Source organism: Pseudomonas psychrophila HA-4, from assembly GCF_000282975.1.
GTDB classification, from domain to species: Bacteria; Pseudomonadota; Gammaproteobacteria; order Pseudomonadales; family Pseudomonadaceae; genus Aquipseudomonas; species Aquipseudomonas psychrophila_A.
Genome location: NZ_ALJC01000032.1, coordinates 56,997 through 73,778, shown reverse-complemented (window position 1 = coordinate 73,778; position 16,782 = coordinate 56,997). Strand labels below are relative to the sequence as shown.

Here is a 16,782-nt window from a genome sequence, read left to right as displayed (position 1 = left end):
CGCAGGCGCCGATGTAAACCGGCGCGGGCATTGCGGAACGTATGAAGGCCTTCGTGAGGCGGGTCGCCGGGTTCTTGTAATCCGAGCGGGTCTTGAAGGCCGGAGAGGTCGTTAAGTTCATATTCCATATAGCCGCGAACAGCCTCCCAGTTGGAAATCGCCAACTGCAAACTGCCGCACTGGAATTCAACCCGGACTAACTCGCCCTCATGCTCAAACCCCATGCCCATGCCATATTGGCGGGTGACACCGTATTGAGTGGCACCTTGAGCCTGAACGACCCACGCGGACAAGTCTTCCCAAGGCACGAATAAAGGCTCAGTGGCGCCATCGGGCATAAAACACACTTCGCGGCGCTGACGGTTGAAACGGGTGGGGATAACTTTGGTGAAGAGATTGTGGGCTTGGAGCCAGACTAAAAAAAATATAAATGAGCCTAATAGCCACATTCCCAAAGCCGGTACCCAGGACGCCCCATAGATTCCAGCCATTGACTGCAAAATTCTCTCAGGGTTGCTTCCTAATGCTATTCCAAAGAGTCCGCCTAATAGCGGGCCGCCAAAAGCGACTAAACATGAGCAAGTAAATGGTCCTCCTAGCCACATCTGATAGGAAAATACATTAGGTTCACCTCCACCGAAATCCATAAAAGTGTCGTTGTAACCACTAATATAGGGACAGAAAGGATGCTCACTGGTCGGCAAGGGCAACGGAGCTAAATAAGTTTGGCAACCGGAAGGGAAATATTCGACATCGCCTGCGCGATTATTAGAGGCGTTATTTTCTACCGCCCCGCTCATTGCGACACGCCCAATGCTGTTACGTCCACATCCACCAATGGCGTGTCCGGAACGTTTGTTGTGTGCTTCACCGAAGGAAAGCGTCCCTGTTCCAAAATATTGAAGCGGATACAGCGTGTCTGCTCCATGACTTGTTCATTCTCGTTGAAATATTGAAGTTTAATCACCAGCAATAATTCTTCTGACACTTTGCCAACAACCGGTTCAGGATTTCGCGGATAGCTCAATTTCAACATCAATGGTTCACCTTCTCCCTTCTCCTTTTGATTACTCACAACCAACTGCATACGCAAGCACACTTCATCACTGATCACTTCCCACTGCTCCGCAGGACGTTCACGACTGCTCTGCATTATTTTGGTAATGCGCTGCGCGCCTATAAATAATTTATTGCGTATTTTTCCCTCCAGTGAAGCGTGGAAGTCCGCGACACTTAAACCCGGAGCAATCAGGATAATTTCCCCCACCTTAGTGTTGGACAAGAGACTAAGCCAGAACGAATCCTCAGAAACGCCCTTAATCTGCACGAACGGGGCTTGTAGCAGTTTGGTTAAATGGTTCTGGAACTCAACAAGCGTTAAATTTCTATGTTTATCAAGATCGCGGCTCCAGGGTGTGCTTTGTAACCAATCATCATGAGGGGTGGTGTTGTAACGGTTGTATAACCAAGTACCGGCCAATTCCAATAAAGTGAACAACCCTCCAAACAAATTCGTCCGAAAAAAAACAGTGCCTAGACGTGCTCCTGAAACAACCCACGCAGCTTCACGGGCGGCACCTTTAGCGGCCATCAATACGCCAAGACCTGCACGGCCAGTGTTGAACAACCCATAAGCATTGCTGATTGCCAAGCCCCCAGAACCGACCATCGTCAGCACGGCACCTTGCTGGGCTAACCGGTTGCCGCTACGGACAGCCTGTATCCATTTATCGTGATATCCATTAAAACTAGCAATCGCAGCAAGCAATCCGAAGAGGTAAGTACCCGCGCCCAAGCCAACATGCAACTTACCTATTGTGACTTTCAAACGACTAAGAGCGTTCAATCGTAAACTTTCACCCAAGGTTTTCGCTTGGGCGATAAGAGCCGTGTCAAATACCCCCTGCGCCGCCGCAAAACCTGCAGCTCCGGTAGCAAATACAGCATTCATAAATGCCCCCCATTGCCGTTCATGTGATGGCAAGGAGTACGTCTCTTTAACCACCTGCACCAAATTCACCGCCTGCGCCACAAACAGCAGCAACGCAGCCCCATCCCCCAGTACATTCAATGCCGGTGCACTTTTCACGCCATTGCGAAAGTCCCTCATCAACCCGGCGGCTTGCCGTTGACCTTCACTCGGGAAGATCACCGTCAAACCTGCACGCTCGAGGGTTGAGCCAAACAGCCGCGCGTGTTCATCCGGCAGTTCCACGATAGGGCTGATACTCGCGGCCAATCGCTTTTCGCCCGCGTCCAGTTGCCAACGCAGGTAGTCAATCTTGTGCTGAGTCTCTACCGATTGGGCCGATGTATGCCCTTTCTCACCCTTACTCCGTGCAGTCTGGTTGGCTTGTCTGCGCTCGCGCTTGAGCTTGGACATTTCACCCCGTTGTTTGAGGACTTCTTGCAGCGTGAAGCGCAAGCTGGCTTTTTCTTCGGGGGTGGCAAATTTAAAGGTCACGCCTTCGGTTTTCGCGGCTTGCAAAATGTTCGATTTCAACGCAAAGGGCAGGTTGCGAAACAGTTGATCAAGGTCGGGCATGGTGTGCCCTTTGAACACCTCAGCAAACTCGGCCACTAGTTTTTCCAGCCCGCGATTCAGCGCCGGGGCCAGGCTGTTTTGGGCGGCGTTGGCGACGGTACGCGTGCTGTCAGGCAGGTCGTCCAGCGCCGGTAAACGCCCGTGTTCAATGCTGAGCAATTGCTCAAACAGTCCGCGGGTATTGTTAAACACGGTCATCCCTGCGGCATTCAAAAATGCGTATTGCACCCACAGCCCGGTTTGCTCGCTGTAGGGCAAGGTGTAGTACAACGGGCGGCTGAATTGCGGTTGGCGTTCGATAAATGCATACAGTTGATCGCAGGCTTCGTCGCTGCGGCAAATGTCTTTAAGGCAGGCATATTCAAGGGTGAAGGCAAAACCCTGCTGCCGGCTGAGTTGCGGGTCGAGATACCAGGCGTTTTTGTGAAAGCCGCAGGTGGTGGTCAGTGCCACGCGGTCGGCGGTGATGCGCTCAAGCAGGTCATTCCAGCGGGCGAGGCCTGTGCGGTGAGCCAGCAGGTCGCGGTCCATGGCTTCGCGGTCGATCAGATCATTGACGCCACGCTGGCCAAATTTGGCACCGTGCAAAATGTCGTAAATTCGTTCGCCGTGAAGTTTGCCAAGGTCGATTAAAGCTTCGAAATGTTTTTGCACGAAGGCGCTGGGAGAAAGGCGAAAGTGCGGGGGGGTGTAGTAGCGTCTATCCACTTCCTCAACCGCACTCAGGGCCTCAAGATTGAAACCGTCACCGCCTGAATGAGCCGCGCCTATCGCCTGCGCCTCTGCCCTTTCACGCAACACGTGCAAATCCGCCGGCACCGGGCTTCCCGCTGGCGGGGTCATCAAGCCGCCTTTGTTGACGTATTCCAGCATGGCCGCTTTGGTCACGCCCCGATCCGGCTCTGGCATGTTCTGCAACTCGGCAAACATGGCCTTGATCGCCGGGTCATCGGTTGCTCCGGCCAGCACTGACACATCCCGGTCACTCAGTTGGCTCAGGGACTCGATGTAGCACGCCAGCAGGTAATCGCGCTCGTTGTTGCCTTGTTGTGCGCCGCCATTGGCCCAGTCACCCACCCAGCCTGTGACCTGATCCTGATAGTTGCCCAGGTCACGCAAGACGCCCAAGGTGTCATCGAGCACAAGGTACAGGGTGTCGAAATGGTACTCCGGCTGAATAGCGCCCTTTAGATGCGCAAAATAATAAGGGCTAAAACGTGGCGGGTTTTCCCACAGGTAGGGCAGGCGTTCATGCTCGGGTAACTCGGCGTGCAAACGGCGGCGCTCACTGACGGCGGCGTGCTCTGCCAACGACGCATTCGCGTCCAGATGATTCTGCTCGTGCTCGACACGCTCAGTAGCGTACTCCGCCAGCCATCGCTCAACCATCGGTTCAGTCAGCAGGTGCACAGCGCCTTTAAGGCAGTCCGCCCGGCTCAGGTCGACGGCCTGCATAAAGTGATTGCGCTCGGCGGGATCGTTTATCACTTGCCGGCATTTATTGGCCGACCATTGCACCTCGGCATAACTGACATACAGGGTGCTGGTTTTAGGGAAGATCAACGTCGGCGCATTGATCGGGTCTTCGCGTTCATCCTCGACCACCTCCTTGCCCTGAAACAGCATCGACTCAACTACGCCGTTGTAAACCCAGTACTCGGATAACTCGCCGTTGCTGCCGTCAATCACATAAAGCCAGCCATCACGCAGCAGGCGAATCCCCAACGGGCGGCTCTTCAGGCTATAGGGCATGGCAATTTCTGCGGACGGATCGAGCGCCGAGTTATCCACTAACCCATAACGCAGGGGCAGCAGTTGAACAGTGCTTTTTCTCAGCGGGCAGACGCCCAAGGCCACTTTGGCATCGGTGCGACTGTAATTAATGTCGTTGGGGTTGCGTAGAGTGTGCGGGCTCACTAATCAGATTCCTGTAGGCCAAGGGCTTGCAACGGGCAATTTCAGTGACGCTGTTAACGAGATGACTTAAACCTGTAACTTCACGGTGATTACTCACCCGAAGTTCAATGCGTTTAAAACAACACAGAGACCATGAGTTGTTTCTTAAAATGACAAACATGAAACAAAAGTGCGCAAGAAGTTGCGCAATTGAAACAAGCTTAATTATTTAATCCGTCAATAAAGTCAGTTCTGCGTTTTAGCACGAAGTAGGAGTTTTTATATGTAGGATCTTTCCGCATCTTGAGTCGTGTCTGTGCACCCGCCGCTTTCTTGGATAAAGTGCACCACATCCTTCGACCACGGAACCGGGAAATGACTGATAAGAGCCAACAATTCGCCAGCGACAACTACTCCGGTATCTGCCCCGAAGTCTGGTCTGCCATGGAAAAAGCCAACCACGGCCACCAACGGTCCTATGGCGATGACGAGTGGACCCTGCGCGCCGCCAACGACTTTCGCAAACTGTTCGAAACCGACTGCGAAGTGTTCTTCGCCTTCAACGGCACAGCCGCCAACTCGCTGGCTCTGTCGTCCCTGTGCCAAAGCTTCCACAGCGTGATCTGCTCAGAAACCGCCCACGTCGAAACCGACGAATGCGGCGCCCCGGAGTTCTTCTCCAACGGCTCCAAGCTGCTGCTGGCACGCACCGAAAACGGCAAGATTACCCCTGAGTCGATCCGCGAGATCGCGACCAGGCGCAAAGACATCCACTACCCAAAACCACGCGTGGTCACTATCACCCAGGCCACGGAAGTGGGTAGCGTGTACCGCCCCGAAGAAATCCGCGCCATCAGCGCCACGTGCAAAGAGCTGGGTTTGCTGCTGCACATGGACGGCGCACGCTTCTCCAACGCGTGCGCGTTTCTTGACTGCTCGCCGGCCGAACTGAGCTGGAAAGCCGGGGTGGATGTGCTGTGCTTTGGCGGGACTAAAAACGGCATGGCAGTGGGCGAAGCGATTCTGTTCTTCAACCACGACCTGGCGGTGGACTTTGACTACCGCTGCAAACAAGCAGGGCAACTGGCGTCGAAAATGCGCTTCTTGTCAGCGCCGTGGGTGGGCCTGCTGGAAAACGACGCGTGGCTCAAACACTCACGCCACGCCAACCATTGCGCCCAATTGCTGAGCCAACTGGTCAGTGACATTCCAGGCGTTGAGCTGATGTTTCCGGTCGAGGCCAACGGTGTATTTCTGCAACTGTCGGAACCTGCAGTGGCTGCATTGACCGCCAAGGGCTGGCGTTTCTACACCTTTATCGGCAAAGGCGGTGCACGCTTCATGTGCTCCTGGGACACCGAAGAAGCCCGCGTGCGGGAATTGGCAGCAGATATTCGAGAAGTAATGGCGGGTTGAATACGTGTAGTCGCTGCCACAGGCTGCGAAGGGTTGCATCGCAACCCGTTTTTTGAAGGCCCTGCGGTCCTTCTCGCAGCCTTCGGCAGCGACTACCGAGTTATGTGATTGTTCAGACTTGCCCGAGGGTTCGCTCAATCACATCGACCGTGGCGCTGACTTGCTCTTGATAACGGTCGAGTTCCTGTTTGTGGCTCAGTTGCAGTTCAATCTGCTGTGAACACAGATTCAACGCGGCCAAGACCAGCAATTTGTCACCGATCAAGCTCGGGTACTTTCTTTTCGTTTCGGCCAGGGCGGCTTTCAACATGACCGTGGCGGCCAGCAGAGTTTGTCTCTCCCCTTCCGGCGCTTTAATCGTGTAGTCGTTACCCAAGATCGAGACGACGCTTACACCGTCTCTGTCCACGCTCATGCGTTGACAGGGCTCACGCTCGCGCGCTCAACCAAGGCTTGAATGCGTGCAGCCGTATCACCTTGCTTCTCTTCAGCTTCCATCAGAGACAGTTGCAGGCTTTCGTTTTCGTCTTTGGCTTGTACCAGTTCAGCGTTGAGCTGAGTGTTGGCGTCCAGCAGTTCTTGCTTTTGCTGGACCAGATCGCTGACCAGTTGTTCCAGTTTGCTAAGGGATGACTCAATCATGGTGGTGTTCTCAAGCAGTTTTCAGAGGGCGCGTACGATAAAGAAAAGTCACCACCTAAGCTAGCGGTGAGCCTCTTTTACACGCCCTAATGACTACCATTGTGCTCCTCGGTTCCCCTAAAGGTGACTTAGCCGCACGTTTCAAGCTACAAGCGGCAAGTAAAAGCGGGTTGCGGTGGATTCTAGCTTGCCGCTTGCCGCTTGAAACTGGCCGCTAGAATTCAATTCTCACATCGCCCTTCGGCACGCTGCAGCACGACAGAATGTAGCCTTCTGCCACGTCTTCGTCGGTAATACCGCCGTTGTGCTCCATCTCGACCTCGCCGCCCAATTTGAGCACCTTGCAGGTGCCGCAAATGCCCATGCCGCACGCTTTGGGAATCAACAACCCCAGCTTGGCCGCTGCCGCGTGCACCGTTTCGGCCGGGCCCACGCGGATGCTTTTGCCAGAGGCGGTGAATTCGACTTGGTTCAAGTCCGCCACGTCCAACTCCGGCGCCTCGGCCGCTTGCTCGGCTTGCTCCACCGCGTCGGCCCGCGCTTCTGGCGGCGTGGCCCCGAACGACTCTTCGTGGTAGCGGCTCATGTCAAAACCGTTGGATTCCAACAAGCGCTTCACGGCATTCATGTACGGCGTCGGCCCGCAGCAAAACACCTCGCGCTCCATGAAGTCAGGCGCCATGAGTTCAAGCATCTTGTGGTTCAAATAGCCGCGATAACCCGCCCACGGCTCGCCCAATCCATGCTTCTCGCAGATCAGGTGGAGGCTGAAGTTATCAATGCGCGAGGCCATGTGTTCCAGCTCGCGGTGATAAATGATGTCTTTGGGTGAACGGGCGCTGTGGATAAACACCATGTCGACATTGGCGTTGGTGTCATAAAACCAACGCGCCATCGACATCACTGGGGTAATGCCTACACCGCCGCTGAGGTACAGCACTTTGGGGCTCGGTGCGTCGATAGCATTAAACAGCCCGACCGGCCCGTGTACGGCCAACTCCTGACCTTCTTGCAGGGTGTCGTGCAGCCAGTTGGACACTCGCCCACCGGGCACGCGCTTAATAGTCACCGAAAAGCTGTACGGCACCGACGGTGAACTGGAAATGGTGTACGAACGCATCACCGGGTCGCCGTCGATTTCCAGCTCCAGGGTCACAAACTGCCCTGGTTTGAAAAAGAACAAAATCGGCTGATCGGCCATAAAACAGAAGGTGCGCACATCCCAGGTTTCCTGAATCACTTTGACGCAGCGCACGATGTGTCGACCATTGGCCCAGGTCTGGGTGGTAACCGGATTCAGAAAGCTGTTGGACATACGCTTCTCCACGGCCGACAGCCGGCCTCTTGAAGGTGATTCTGCGCATGCCCAAAGGCGGCCATTTATCTATTCGCGACATTCACATACTTATCGCGACCAGCCCCTGAAAACAGGGCCTTGGGCGTCGGGAACAGATTGGGCCATGTCGCCCGCAGATATGGCATGTCGGCGCATCGAACGCACACTCAGCGCCACACATAACGTTTATAGCTATGCCTTGCGTCGAACCCTGATCAGCCACTTTTAGGCCACGTCGAATGGCCATGAGGACTACAACGATGGACATCACTGCAACCTTGAGCCTGGGCGATCCACTGGAACCCGCACGCAAGGCCACCGCCGAAATGCTGCAAAACCGCGAACGTACGTTTTCGCTGCCGCAGCCTTTTTATAACGACGAGCGCCTATTCGAAATCGACATGCAGGAGATTTTCCAGAAGGAGTGGCTGATTGCAGGCATGACCTGCGAGATCCCGGCCAAGGGCAACTTCCTGACCCTGCAAGTGGGCAAAAACCCGATCATCGTGATTCGCGGCGCCGAAGGTCAGGTGCATGCGTTTCATAACGTGTGCCGCCATCGCGGTTCGCGGCTGTGTACCAGCGAAAAGGGCAAAGTCGCCAAACTGGTGTGCCCATACCACCAATGGACTTACGAGCTGGACGGGCGCCTGCTGTTTGCCGGCACCGAGATGGGCGCCGACTTCGACATGAAGCAATACGGCCTTAAGCCTGTGAACGCTAAAACCGCAGGCGGCTACATCTTTATCAGCCTGGCTGAAAACCCGCCGGCGATTGACGAGTTTCTGGCCACGCTCAACCACTACATGGAACCCTACGACATGGAAAACACCAAGGTGGCGATTCAAACCACCTTGGTCGAAAAAGCCAACTGGAAGCTGGTGCTCGAAAACAACCGAGAGTGCTACCACTGCAACGCGTCACACCCCGAGCTGTTGAAAACCCTGCTGGAGTGGGACGACGTTACCGATCCGCGCGCCGACCAAGCATTCAAAGACCACGTAGCCGCTTCGGCAGCGGCGTGGGACGAAGAAAAAATCCCGTACGCCCACGCCAGTTTTGGTTTGCGTAACCGCATTGTGCGCATGCCGTTGCTCAAGGGCACGGTGTCCATGACGCTGGACGGCAAACAAGGCTGTGCAAAACTCATGGGCCGGATCAAAAACCCGGACTTGGGCTCGATGCGTATCCTGCACTTGCCGCATTCGTGGAACCACTGCATGGGCGACCACATCATCGTGTTCACGGTGTGGCCGATCGGCCCGCAAGAAACCATCGTGACCACCAAATGGCTGGTTCACAAAGACGCAGTAGAAGGCGTGGACTACGACGTAGACCGCATGCGCCAAGTGTGGGACGCGACCAACGCCCAGGACCGTCGTCTGGCCGAAGAAAACCAGCGCGGCATCAACTCCGTGGCCTACCAGCCGGGGCCGTACTCCAAGACCTACGAGTTTGGCGTGGTCAACTTTATCGACTGGTACAGCGACCGCCTGCTGCACAACCTGGGCGCAGCGCCAGCGGCCTACCTCAAAGGCGTTGTCACCCAGTAACCCCGCAAAACCGGTAGGAGCCTGCTTACTCGCGATCTTTAGATCTTTTAAAAGCTCGCTCCTACACGTCTAAGCGCTTTTCCATCAAATAGGCCTCGCCCGTCACCCGAATCATCGGGTGCGGGACGATGGTGCAGGTTTTAACAATCTTGAACCCATGACGCTCGTAGAAACGCCGGGCGCCGGTGTTCGCGGCATAGTCGATCAGGCTCAACCCCTTAAGCCCCAATTCAGCGCAGCGCTGGTGGGCGAACTTGAGAAATGCCTGACCCAAACCCAAACTGCGCCACCCTTCATGCAGCGCCAAGCTTGAGATATACAGCGTGTCGGGGACTTCCATGTCGGCATACGGCGCCAGCACCGGATCCGCCACCGGCTCAGGGTTTAGGTCTTCGCGCATGACGTAGCTGTGCATCATGCCAATGACGCGGCCTTCGGCCTCGGCAACTAAACAGTTCTCATACGAAAAATTGACCCCTTGCCGGGCATAGCGCAGCGCGCCAACGTCCAGCAGCGCCTCGCCAGGTTGTGCGATCAAGCTCCAGATGTAATCGGCTCCCCCTTCAGATGAAATTTGAAACAGACGCGCAATGTCGCGCGCATCGGTTTGTAAGGCTGGACGAAACAAAACAGGCATATGCGTCTCTCCGGGGGCTTAAGGCGCTCTTCTTAGCGCAGCACACGACGCGTGCGCCGGGCGTTTTATATCCAGGTATAACCGTGCACAGCTCATTTTTTGATCAACAGGCTCTAGCCCACGCAATCAAAGGCGCGCAGCTCTTCACCAACATCTTATCCACAGCCACACCCACAGCAATTGTGGGGAAGTGGGTAAGTTATTCCGAAATGTGCAATTGGTCATTATTTGTACAAACCATCGAAAGCCACGGTTTACGTGGCCTGTAGACAACCGCGAACACGTTATCCACATAACCGCCAACAGAGAATGTGTGCAACTTATGCACTGCCCTCCCCGACTGTGGAAAACCCCGTAAAGCGTCCATTCTTCAAGGGTTTGAGCATTGAGCGGTGGATAACAACAGTATTTGGACGTTTTTTGATCAGAAGCCTACAGGCCTTGATTTGTATAGCGCTTAGCCGACAGCAAACAACTTATCCACATAAGCGCTAACAGACTTTGTGGGCAACTCAGCGCACCACACCTTCTTCGATTAATAACTTCAAAATCGCTTGCGCGCCCTCTTCGGCGCTCACACCTTTGAGCACTTGTCCCGAACCACCGGCTGCCTTGGCGGTGGCTGCTTTCATGCGGTCTGCGCCACTTTTGGCTTTGATCACTTTTAAGCGCTTGGGGCGCGGCTTGGCAGCTTGGAAAGCGCCCTGTGTGGATAAGTCATCAATCACCACTTCAACGGCTTCGACGTCGATTTCCCCACGTGTAGCGGGGCCGTAGGCACTTTGACGCGCCTTTGGGGCTGCGTTATCCACAGTCGCCAGAAAGGGCAGGCGCACTTTGAGTCGACGACGCTGGCCCCGGGGCAGCGCCTGCAGCACCAGCGCCACGCCGTTGTGGATAGATTCGATCTGCGCCACGCCCACTACCAGCGGCCAGCCCAGTTGTTCGGCCAGCAGGTACGGCAACATGCCCGAGCCTTCGCCGGTTTCGGCCTGGCTGCCTGCGAGTACGAGCTGTACGCCAGATTCACGTAAATAGTCGCGCAGTATCGGCACTGCATCGTTGCCGTCTGACTGCTCCAGCACATGCAGTTCGCTAAGGCCCATACCCAGATAAGCGCGCAGAGCCGGTTCGTGCGGGTTGCCCGCGTGCAACACATGCAGGCTATCCCCTGCCAGCTGCAAGCCCAGCTCTACAGCACGGGCGTCGTGCTCAGCACGGCGGGCACGGCCCGACGCCGGGTGAGCGCCGATTGAAACCAGTGCAACGGTAGCGATGGACATAAACACCTCTCCAGATCAAAAGCCCCTCACCCTAGCCCTCTCCCGGAGGGAGAGGGGACTTAAAGCAAAGGCAAAAGCACATTCAGGCAACGCCTCCCATCAGCTCCCTCTCCCTCCGGGAGAGGGTTGGGGTGAGGGCGCTCTTAGGCGGCGTCCTGTTTCGCGCCATGCCGCCAGTTATCAACAGCGGCTATCAGCGCTTGAAGCACCGCCTCGCCATCGCCTATCACCGACAAATCTGCGCGTTTGATCATGTCGCAGGCCGGGTCCAGGTTGATCGCCACCACTTTGTCGCAAGCACCAATGCCTTGCAGGTGCTGGATCGCGCCGCTAATACCGACCGCCACATACACCCGCGCCGTCACCCACGTACCACTCGCGCCCACTTGGCGGTCGCGGTCCATAAAGCCATCGTCGACCGCCACCCGTGACGCACCTTCTGTGGCCCCCAAGGCGGCGGCCGTCTTGTGGAAAAGCGCCCAGTCTTTAACGCCATTGCCACCGCTGAGGATAAATTCGGCCTCCGCCATGGGAATCGCTGCCGGGTCCACGTCCACTGCGCCCAAGTCTTCAATACGCGGCAAGCAGCGCGGCGCATCTGTGGATAACTCCACTTCGAGCGCTTCATGACGGGTTTCACTCACCGGCTCCGCGCATTCCACCGCGGCCAGAATCAGGCGTGGTACGGGTTGCGCTAGGTCTTGCAGCCCGGCCCCGGCGCGGCCTACACACTGGCCGTCCTTGACTTGCCACACACGCGTGGCCGGGCGCTCGCCAAGGCTTGCCGCCATGCGCCGACCCAATTCACCGCCGCCGTTACGGCTGTCTGGCAGCAACCAATGCTTGGGCGCGAACTGGTTATCCACAGCGCGCAAGCCGACGACTTGTTGCTCCGGTGCGTAACCTTGGCTGTCGAGCAGCAACAAGCGGTCAACGCCCGCCGTGGCAAACGCGGTTTCCTTAGACTCGCCAAACACCACCGCCAATACCGCGCCATCTGTGCCCGCCAGTTGATGGGCCAGCCCCAGCAGGTCGCGGTCGTGGCTGCTCAAGCGGCCACCGACCATGTCCGGCACCACGGCGATGTAAAACGCAGGTGCCGCGACCTGATGCAGCGGCAATTGCACTGCAACACTGGCTGTGCGTTTGCTGGCCCCCGCTTGCTGTTCGCCGCTGCGGTCTATGCGCTTGATGCCGTTAGGGCCGATAAACCCAACGCCGTGTACGTTTTTACGCAGCACGCCGTTTGGCCCCATCCAGCTAAGTTGTGTCGGTTGCATGGCCGCGTGCAGCGGGTGCAGGCGATTGCGGGCGATCCACTCGGCACGCGGGTCGCGGCGAATAATGTCACTCATGCGGTCACCTCTTCGGTTGCGCGCTTGACCGTTTTGGCCGGTGCCGGGGCTTCAATCAACGCGTCCGCCACCAGTTCAGCGATGTCTTTGATCAGCGGCCTAGGTTCGACCACCCCTTCGAGCATGGCGGTGCATTGCGGGCAGCCCACGGCCACGCGCTCGGCGCCCGTCTCACGAATGTCGTCCATACGCATATCGGGAATGCGCTGTTTGCCAGGAATGTCGGTAATCGGCGCTCCGCCGCCCCCACCGCAGCAGCGCGAGCGGAAGCCCGAACGCACCATCTCTTTGACCTCAATACCCAGCGCACGCAACACCGCACGCGGCGCCTCGTATTCACCGTTGTAACGGCCCAAGTAGCATGGGTCGTGATAGGTCACGCTGCCGCCTGTGTCGGCGCTCACGTTCAGTTCCCCAGCGGCCAGCAAGTCGGCCATGTAGGTGCTGTGATGTTGCACAAGGTAGTCGCCGCCAAACGCTGCGTACTCGTTTTTCAGCACATGAAAACTATGCGGATCACAGGTCACGATGCGTTTGAACTGGTACTGCGCCAAGGTCTGGATGTTGCGCTTGGCGAGCGCCTGAAACGTCGCTTCATCGCCCAAGCGCCGGGCCACGTCGCCGCTGTCGCGCTCTTCAAGACCGAGCACGGCGAAGTTAACCTTGGCCGCTTTCAGCACTTTGACGAAGGCACGCAAAGTGCGCTGGTTACGCATATCGAACGCGCCATCACCGACCCAAAACAGTACGTCTACCGAAGGCTTGTCGCGCATCACGTCGAGGCTTAAATCAGCCGCCCAGTTCATCCGCCCGCCAGGGGCGAAACCACCAGGGTTGTCGGTGGCGATCAGGTTGTCCAACACCTGCGCGCCGTTGTTCGGGGTAGCGCCCTTTTCCAGGGTGAGGAAGCGGCGCATGTCGACGATGGCGTCCACGTGCTCGATCATCATCGGGCACTCTTCGACACAGGCACGGCAGGTGGTGCATGACCACAAGGTGTCGGCGTCGACCAGGCCATTGACGATGGGTTGATGCGGGTTCCCGGCATGCTCGCCAATCGGCTTGCCGGGGTACGGGCTGCCGGCAAAGTGCGCGTCAGTGCCGCCCGCCAAGCCAACGACCATGTCTTGAATCAGCTTTTTCGGGTTCAGTGGCTGGCCAGCGGCAAAGGCCGGGCACGCCGCTTCGCATTTGCCGCACTGCACACAGGCGTCGAAACCGAGCAGTTGATTCCACGTGAAGTCCTTGGGTTTTTCGACCCCCAATGGCGCGCTTCGGTCAGTGAGGTCCAGGGCTTTTAAACCCGTGGAGCGACCGCCACCAAAGCGTTCGGCACGGCGGTGCCAGGCCAGATGTAAGGCGCCTGCGAAGGCGTGTTTCATCGGCCCGCCCCAGGTCATGCCCAAAAACATTTCCGACACACCCCACGCCACGCCGACGGCCAACAACGCGGCCAGCAACCAGCCGCCGAAGCCTTCCGGGAGCAACCCTGCGACGGGCAAGGTGAGGATAAAAAAGGTCGCTGAAAACACCAGCAAGCTTTTCGGCAGGCGCATCCACGGCCCCTTAGACAGCCGGGTCGGTGGGTTAAGGCGACGCTTAAACACAAACAGAGCGCCGACAAACATCAGCACCGTGGCAAATAGCAGCGCGTAGCCAAGCACGCGGTTTTGCAGGCCAAACCCGTGTACCAAAATCGCCAGCACCGCTGCCAGCACAAAGCCGCCAGCCGTGGCAACGTGAGTGTTGGCCATGTATTTATCGCGGGCCACCACGTGGTGCAAATCGACCATGTAGCGACGCGGCATGGCCAGCAAGCCGCCGAGCAGATCGACCTTGGACGCACGGCCACGACGCCACATAGCCATGCGCCGCACAGCGCCCAAAATGGCGAGCGCGAGGGCGGCGAATAACAGGATGGGTAGAAGAATATTCAGCATGGGCCTCACCGTAGGTGGGAGCGCCAAGTTTCAAGCGGCAAGCGGCAAGAGAAAAGCGCGGTGTTACTTGTGCTTTAACTTGCAGCTTGCCGCTTCGAGCTTGTCGCTACGGAGTCAAAAATCCTTGCACAACCGCAGTGCGTCATAGATGGCGGCATGCACGTTGCGCTGCGCCACGCAGTCGCCAATACGGAACAACAAGTAGCCGTCCCCCGCTTCGCTCAGGCATGGCTGTGGCTTGATGGCGTACAACGCTTCTACGTCGATCTGGCCTTTGTTGCGCGACTCCGGCTTTAGCGCGTAGTACAGCTCTTCGTCCGGGCGCACACCGTTTTCAATCACCACTTGGTCGACCACGCGTTCTTCTTTGGCGCCGGTATATTCGTTCTCCAGCACTGCAATCAGCTTGTCGCCCTCGCGATAGACCTTCTCGAGCATCATGTCGCCGGTCATGATCACTTCTTTGGGGTACAGGCTGCGGTAGTAGGTGGGGAACGACGTGCCGCCCACCGCCACACCCGGTTTGGTGTCATCGGTAACGATTTCGACCTGCGCGCCTTTGTCCGCCAAAAAGTCGGCAACAGACATGCCGGTGAATTCGCAAATGGTGTCGTACACCAAGGCGGTTTTGCCCGGTGCCACTTTGCCGTCGAGCACGTCCCAACTGCTGACCACCAGCCCTTCAGCCGCGCCCCAATGTTCGTTCTGCTCCACAAACGAATGCCCGCCCACTGCCAACACCACGATGTCGGGGTTCAGGTCGCGAATGGTCGCCACATCGGCAGCGGTGTTCACGCGCAGGTCTACGTTCAGTCGTGCCAGCTCCAGTTGGTACCAACGCGTGATACCGGCCATCTGGTCGCGTTGCGGGGCTTTGGAGGCGGTCGTGATTTGCCCACCAATCGCCTCTTTTTTCTCAAACACAGTCACGTCATGCCCGCGCTCCGCAGCCACCCGCGCAGCTTCCATCCCGGCCGGGCCTGCGCCCACGACCACCACTTTGCGTTTAGGCCCCGTGGTTTTCTGGATGATGTGCGGCACGCCCATGTATTCACGCGACGTCGCCGCGTTCTGAATGCACAGCACATCCAGCCCTTGGTATTGGCGATCGATGCAGTAGTTGGCGCCCACGCATTGTTTGATCTGGTCGACCTGCCCCATTTTGATTTTGGCAATCAGGTGCGGGTCAGCGATGTGGGCGCGGGTCATACCGACCATGTCCACGTAGCCACCTTCCAGAATGCGTGTGGCCTGGTTCGGGTCTTTGATGTTTTGCGCGTGCAGCACTGGCGCCTTAACCACTTCTTTGATGCCAGCAGCCAGGTGCAAAAACGGCTCCGGCGGAAAGCTCATGTTCGGGATCACGTTGGCCAAGGTGTTGTGCGTGTCGCACCCCGAGCCGACCACGCCGATGAAGTCGAGCATGCCGGTGTCGTCGTAATACTTGGCAATTTGTTTCATGTCCTCGTGGCTCAAGCCATCGGGGTGAAACTCGTCGCCGCACAGGCGAATGCCCACGCAGAAATCTGGGCCAACTTCGGCGCGCACAGCCTTGAGCACTTCTAGACCAAAGCGCATGCGGTTTTCAAAACTGCCGCCCCATTCATCGGTGCGCTTGTTAACCCGTGGGCTCCAGAACTGGTCGATCATGTGCTGGTGCACCGCCGACAGTTCCACACCGTCCAGACCGCCTTTTTTAGCCCGACCCGCCGCACTGGCGTAGTTGCCGATAATGCGCCAGATTTCTTCGGGCTCAATGGTTTTGCAGGTGGCGCGGTGCACTGGCTCACGCACCCCGGATGGCGACATCAGGGTGGGCCAGTTAAAGCCATCCCAGCGTGAGCGACGGCCCATGTGGGTAATCTGGATCATGATTTTGGCGCCGTGCTTGTGCATGGCGTCGGCCAAATTCTGGAAGTGCGGGATGATGCGGTCGGTGCTCAGGTTGACCGAACTCCACCACTCCTGCGGGCTGTCGATGGCCACCACGGATGAGCCGCCACAAATTGCCAGGCCAATGCCGCCTTTGGCTTTTTCTTCGTAGTACTGCACATAACGCTCAGTGGTCATGCCGCCGTCGGTGGCATAGACCTCCGCGTGCGCGGTGCTGAGTACACGGTTGCGAATGGTCAGTTTGCCGATTTGAATCGGCTCAAACATTGCTTCGAACGCCATATCC

12 protein-coding genes are annotated in these 16,782 nt (G+C 57.2%); 2 read left to right on the top strand and 10 right to left on the bottom strand.

Annotated elements, in window-relative coordinates; all coding sequences use genetic code 11:
* Positions 1-800: hypothetical protein (locus tag B347_RS26825; protein WP_033387142.1), on the bottom strand; the 800-nt coding region annotated here is incomplete at its 3' end.
* Positions 797-4,462 (bottom strand): toxin VasX, encoded by a 3,666-nt coding sequence (locus B347_RS24640; RefSeq protein WP_019408534.1) that lies wholly within the window; start codon positions 4,460-4,462, stop codon positions 797-799. The genes B347_RS26825 and B347_RS24640, both read right to left, overlap by 4 nt.
* A 354-nt stretch (positions 4,463-4,816) precedes the next feature.
* Between B347_RS24640 and B347_RS0104585 the strand changes: the two genes are divergently transcribed.
* The gene (locus tag B347_RS0104585; protein WP_019408533.1) at positions 4,817-5,857 is read left to right on the top strand and encodes a threonine aldolase family protein; all 1,041 of its coding nucleotides are present in this window, start codon (positions 4,817-4,819) and stop codon (positions 5,855-5,857) included.
* A 112-nt stretch (positions 5,858-5,969) separates the two neighbouring features.
* Here the strand turns inward: B347_RS0104585 and B347_RS0104580 are convergent, their stop codons facing one another.
* The 3 genes from B347_RS0104580 to gbcB all read right to left on the bottom strand — a co-directional run bounded on the left by B347_RS0104580 (position 5,970) and on the right by gbcB (position 7,814).
* Positions 5,970-6,272 carry a cell division protein ZapA gene (locus tag B347_RS0104580; protein WP_019408532.1) on the bottom strand — a complete coding sequence of 101 codons (303 nt, stop codon included), beginning with the start codon at positions 6,270-6,272 and terminating at the stop codon, positions 5,970-5,972.
* Positions 6,269-6,499, bottom strand: a complete 231-nt coding sequence (locus B347_RS0104575) for a hypothetical protein (RefSeq protein WP_019408531.1) — start codon at positions 6,497-6,499, stop codon at positions 6,269-6,271. The genes B347_RS0104580 and B347_RS0104575 overlap by 4 nt, the downstream gene beginning before the upstream one ends.
* Positions 6,500-6,713: 214 nt before the next feature.
* Positions 6,714-7,814 carry a glycine-betaine demethylase subunit GbcB gene (gene gbcB / locus B347_RS0104570; RefSeq protein ID WP_019408530.1) on the bottom strand — a complete coding sequence of 367 codons (1,101 nt, stop codon included), beginning with the start codon at positions 7,812-7,814 and terminating at the stop codon, positions 6,714-6,716.
* Between the two features lie 281 nt (positions 7,815-8,095).
* Between gbcB and gbcA the strand changes: the two genes are divergently transcribed.
* Complete coding sequence (gbcA, locus tag B347_RS0104565; RefSeq protein ID WP_019408529.1) at positions 8,096-9,388, top strand: glycine-betaine demethylase subunit GbcA; 1,293 nt, start codon at positions 8,096-8,098, stop codon at positions 9,386-9,388.
* 61 nt (positions 9,389-9,449) lie between these two features.
* On the opposite strand, the gene B347_RS0104560 is transcribed toward gbcA, so the two are convergent.
* The 5 genes from B347_RS0104560 to dgcA all read right to left on the bottom strand — a co-directional run bounded on the left by B347_RS0104560 (position 9,450) and on the right by dgcA (position 16,778).
* Positions 9,450-10,025, bottom strand: a complete 576-nt coding sequence (locus B347_RS0104560) for a GNAT family N-acetyltransferase (RefSeq protein ID WP_019408528.1) — start codon at positions 10,023-10,025, stop codon at positions 9,450-9,452.
* A gap of 512 nt (positions 10,026-10,537) precedes the next feature.
* The gene (locus B347_RS0104555) at positions 10,538-11,308 is read right to left on the bottom strand and encodes an electron transfer flavoprotein subunit beta (protein WP_019408527.1); all 771 of its coding nucleotides are present in this window, start codon (positions 11,306-11,308) and stop codon (positions 10,538-10,540) included.
* Positions 11,309-11,451: 143 nt separating this feature from the next.
* Entirely contained in the window at positions 11,452-12,663 is a 1,212-nt protein-coding gene (locus B347_RS0104550) for an electron transfer flavoprotein subunit alpha/FixB family protein (protein ID WP_019408526.1), read from the bottom strand.
* A complete protein-coding gene (dgcB, locus tag B347_RS0104545; protein WP_019408525.1) occupies positions 12,660-14,603 on the bottom strand; it encodes a dimethylglycine demethylation protein DgcB in 1,944 nt (647 codons plus the stop codon). Before dgcB ends, B347_RS0104550 begins: the two co-directional genes overlap by 4 nt.
* 114 nt (positions 14,604-14,717) lie before the next feature.
* Complete coding sequence (dgcA, locus tag B347_RS0104540; protein ID WP_019408524.1) at positions 14,718-16,778, bottom strand: dimethylglycine demethylation protein DgcA; 2,061 nt, start codon at positions 16,776-16,778, stop codon at positions 14,718-14,720.
* Positions 16,779-16,782: the final 4 nt, after the last annotated feature.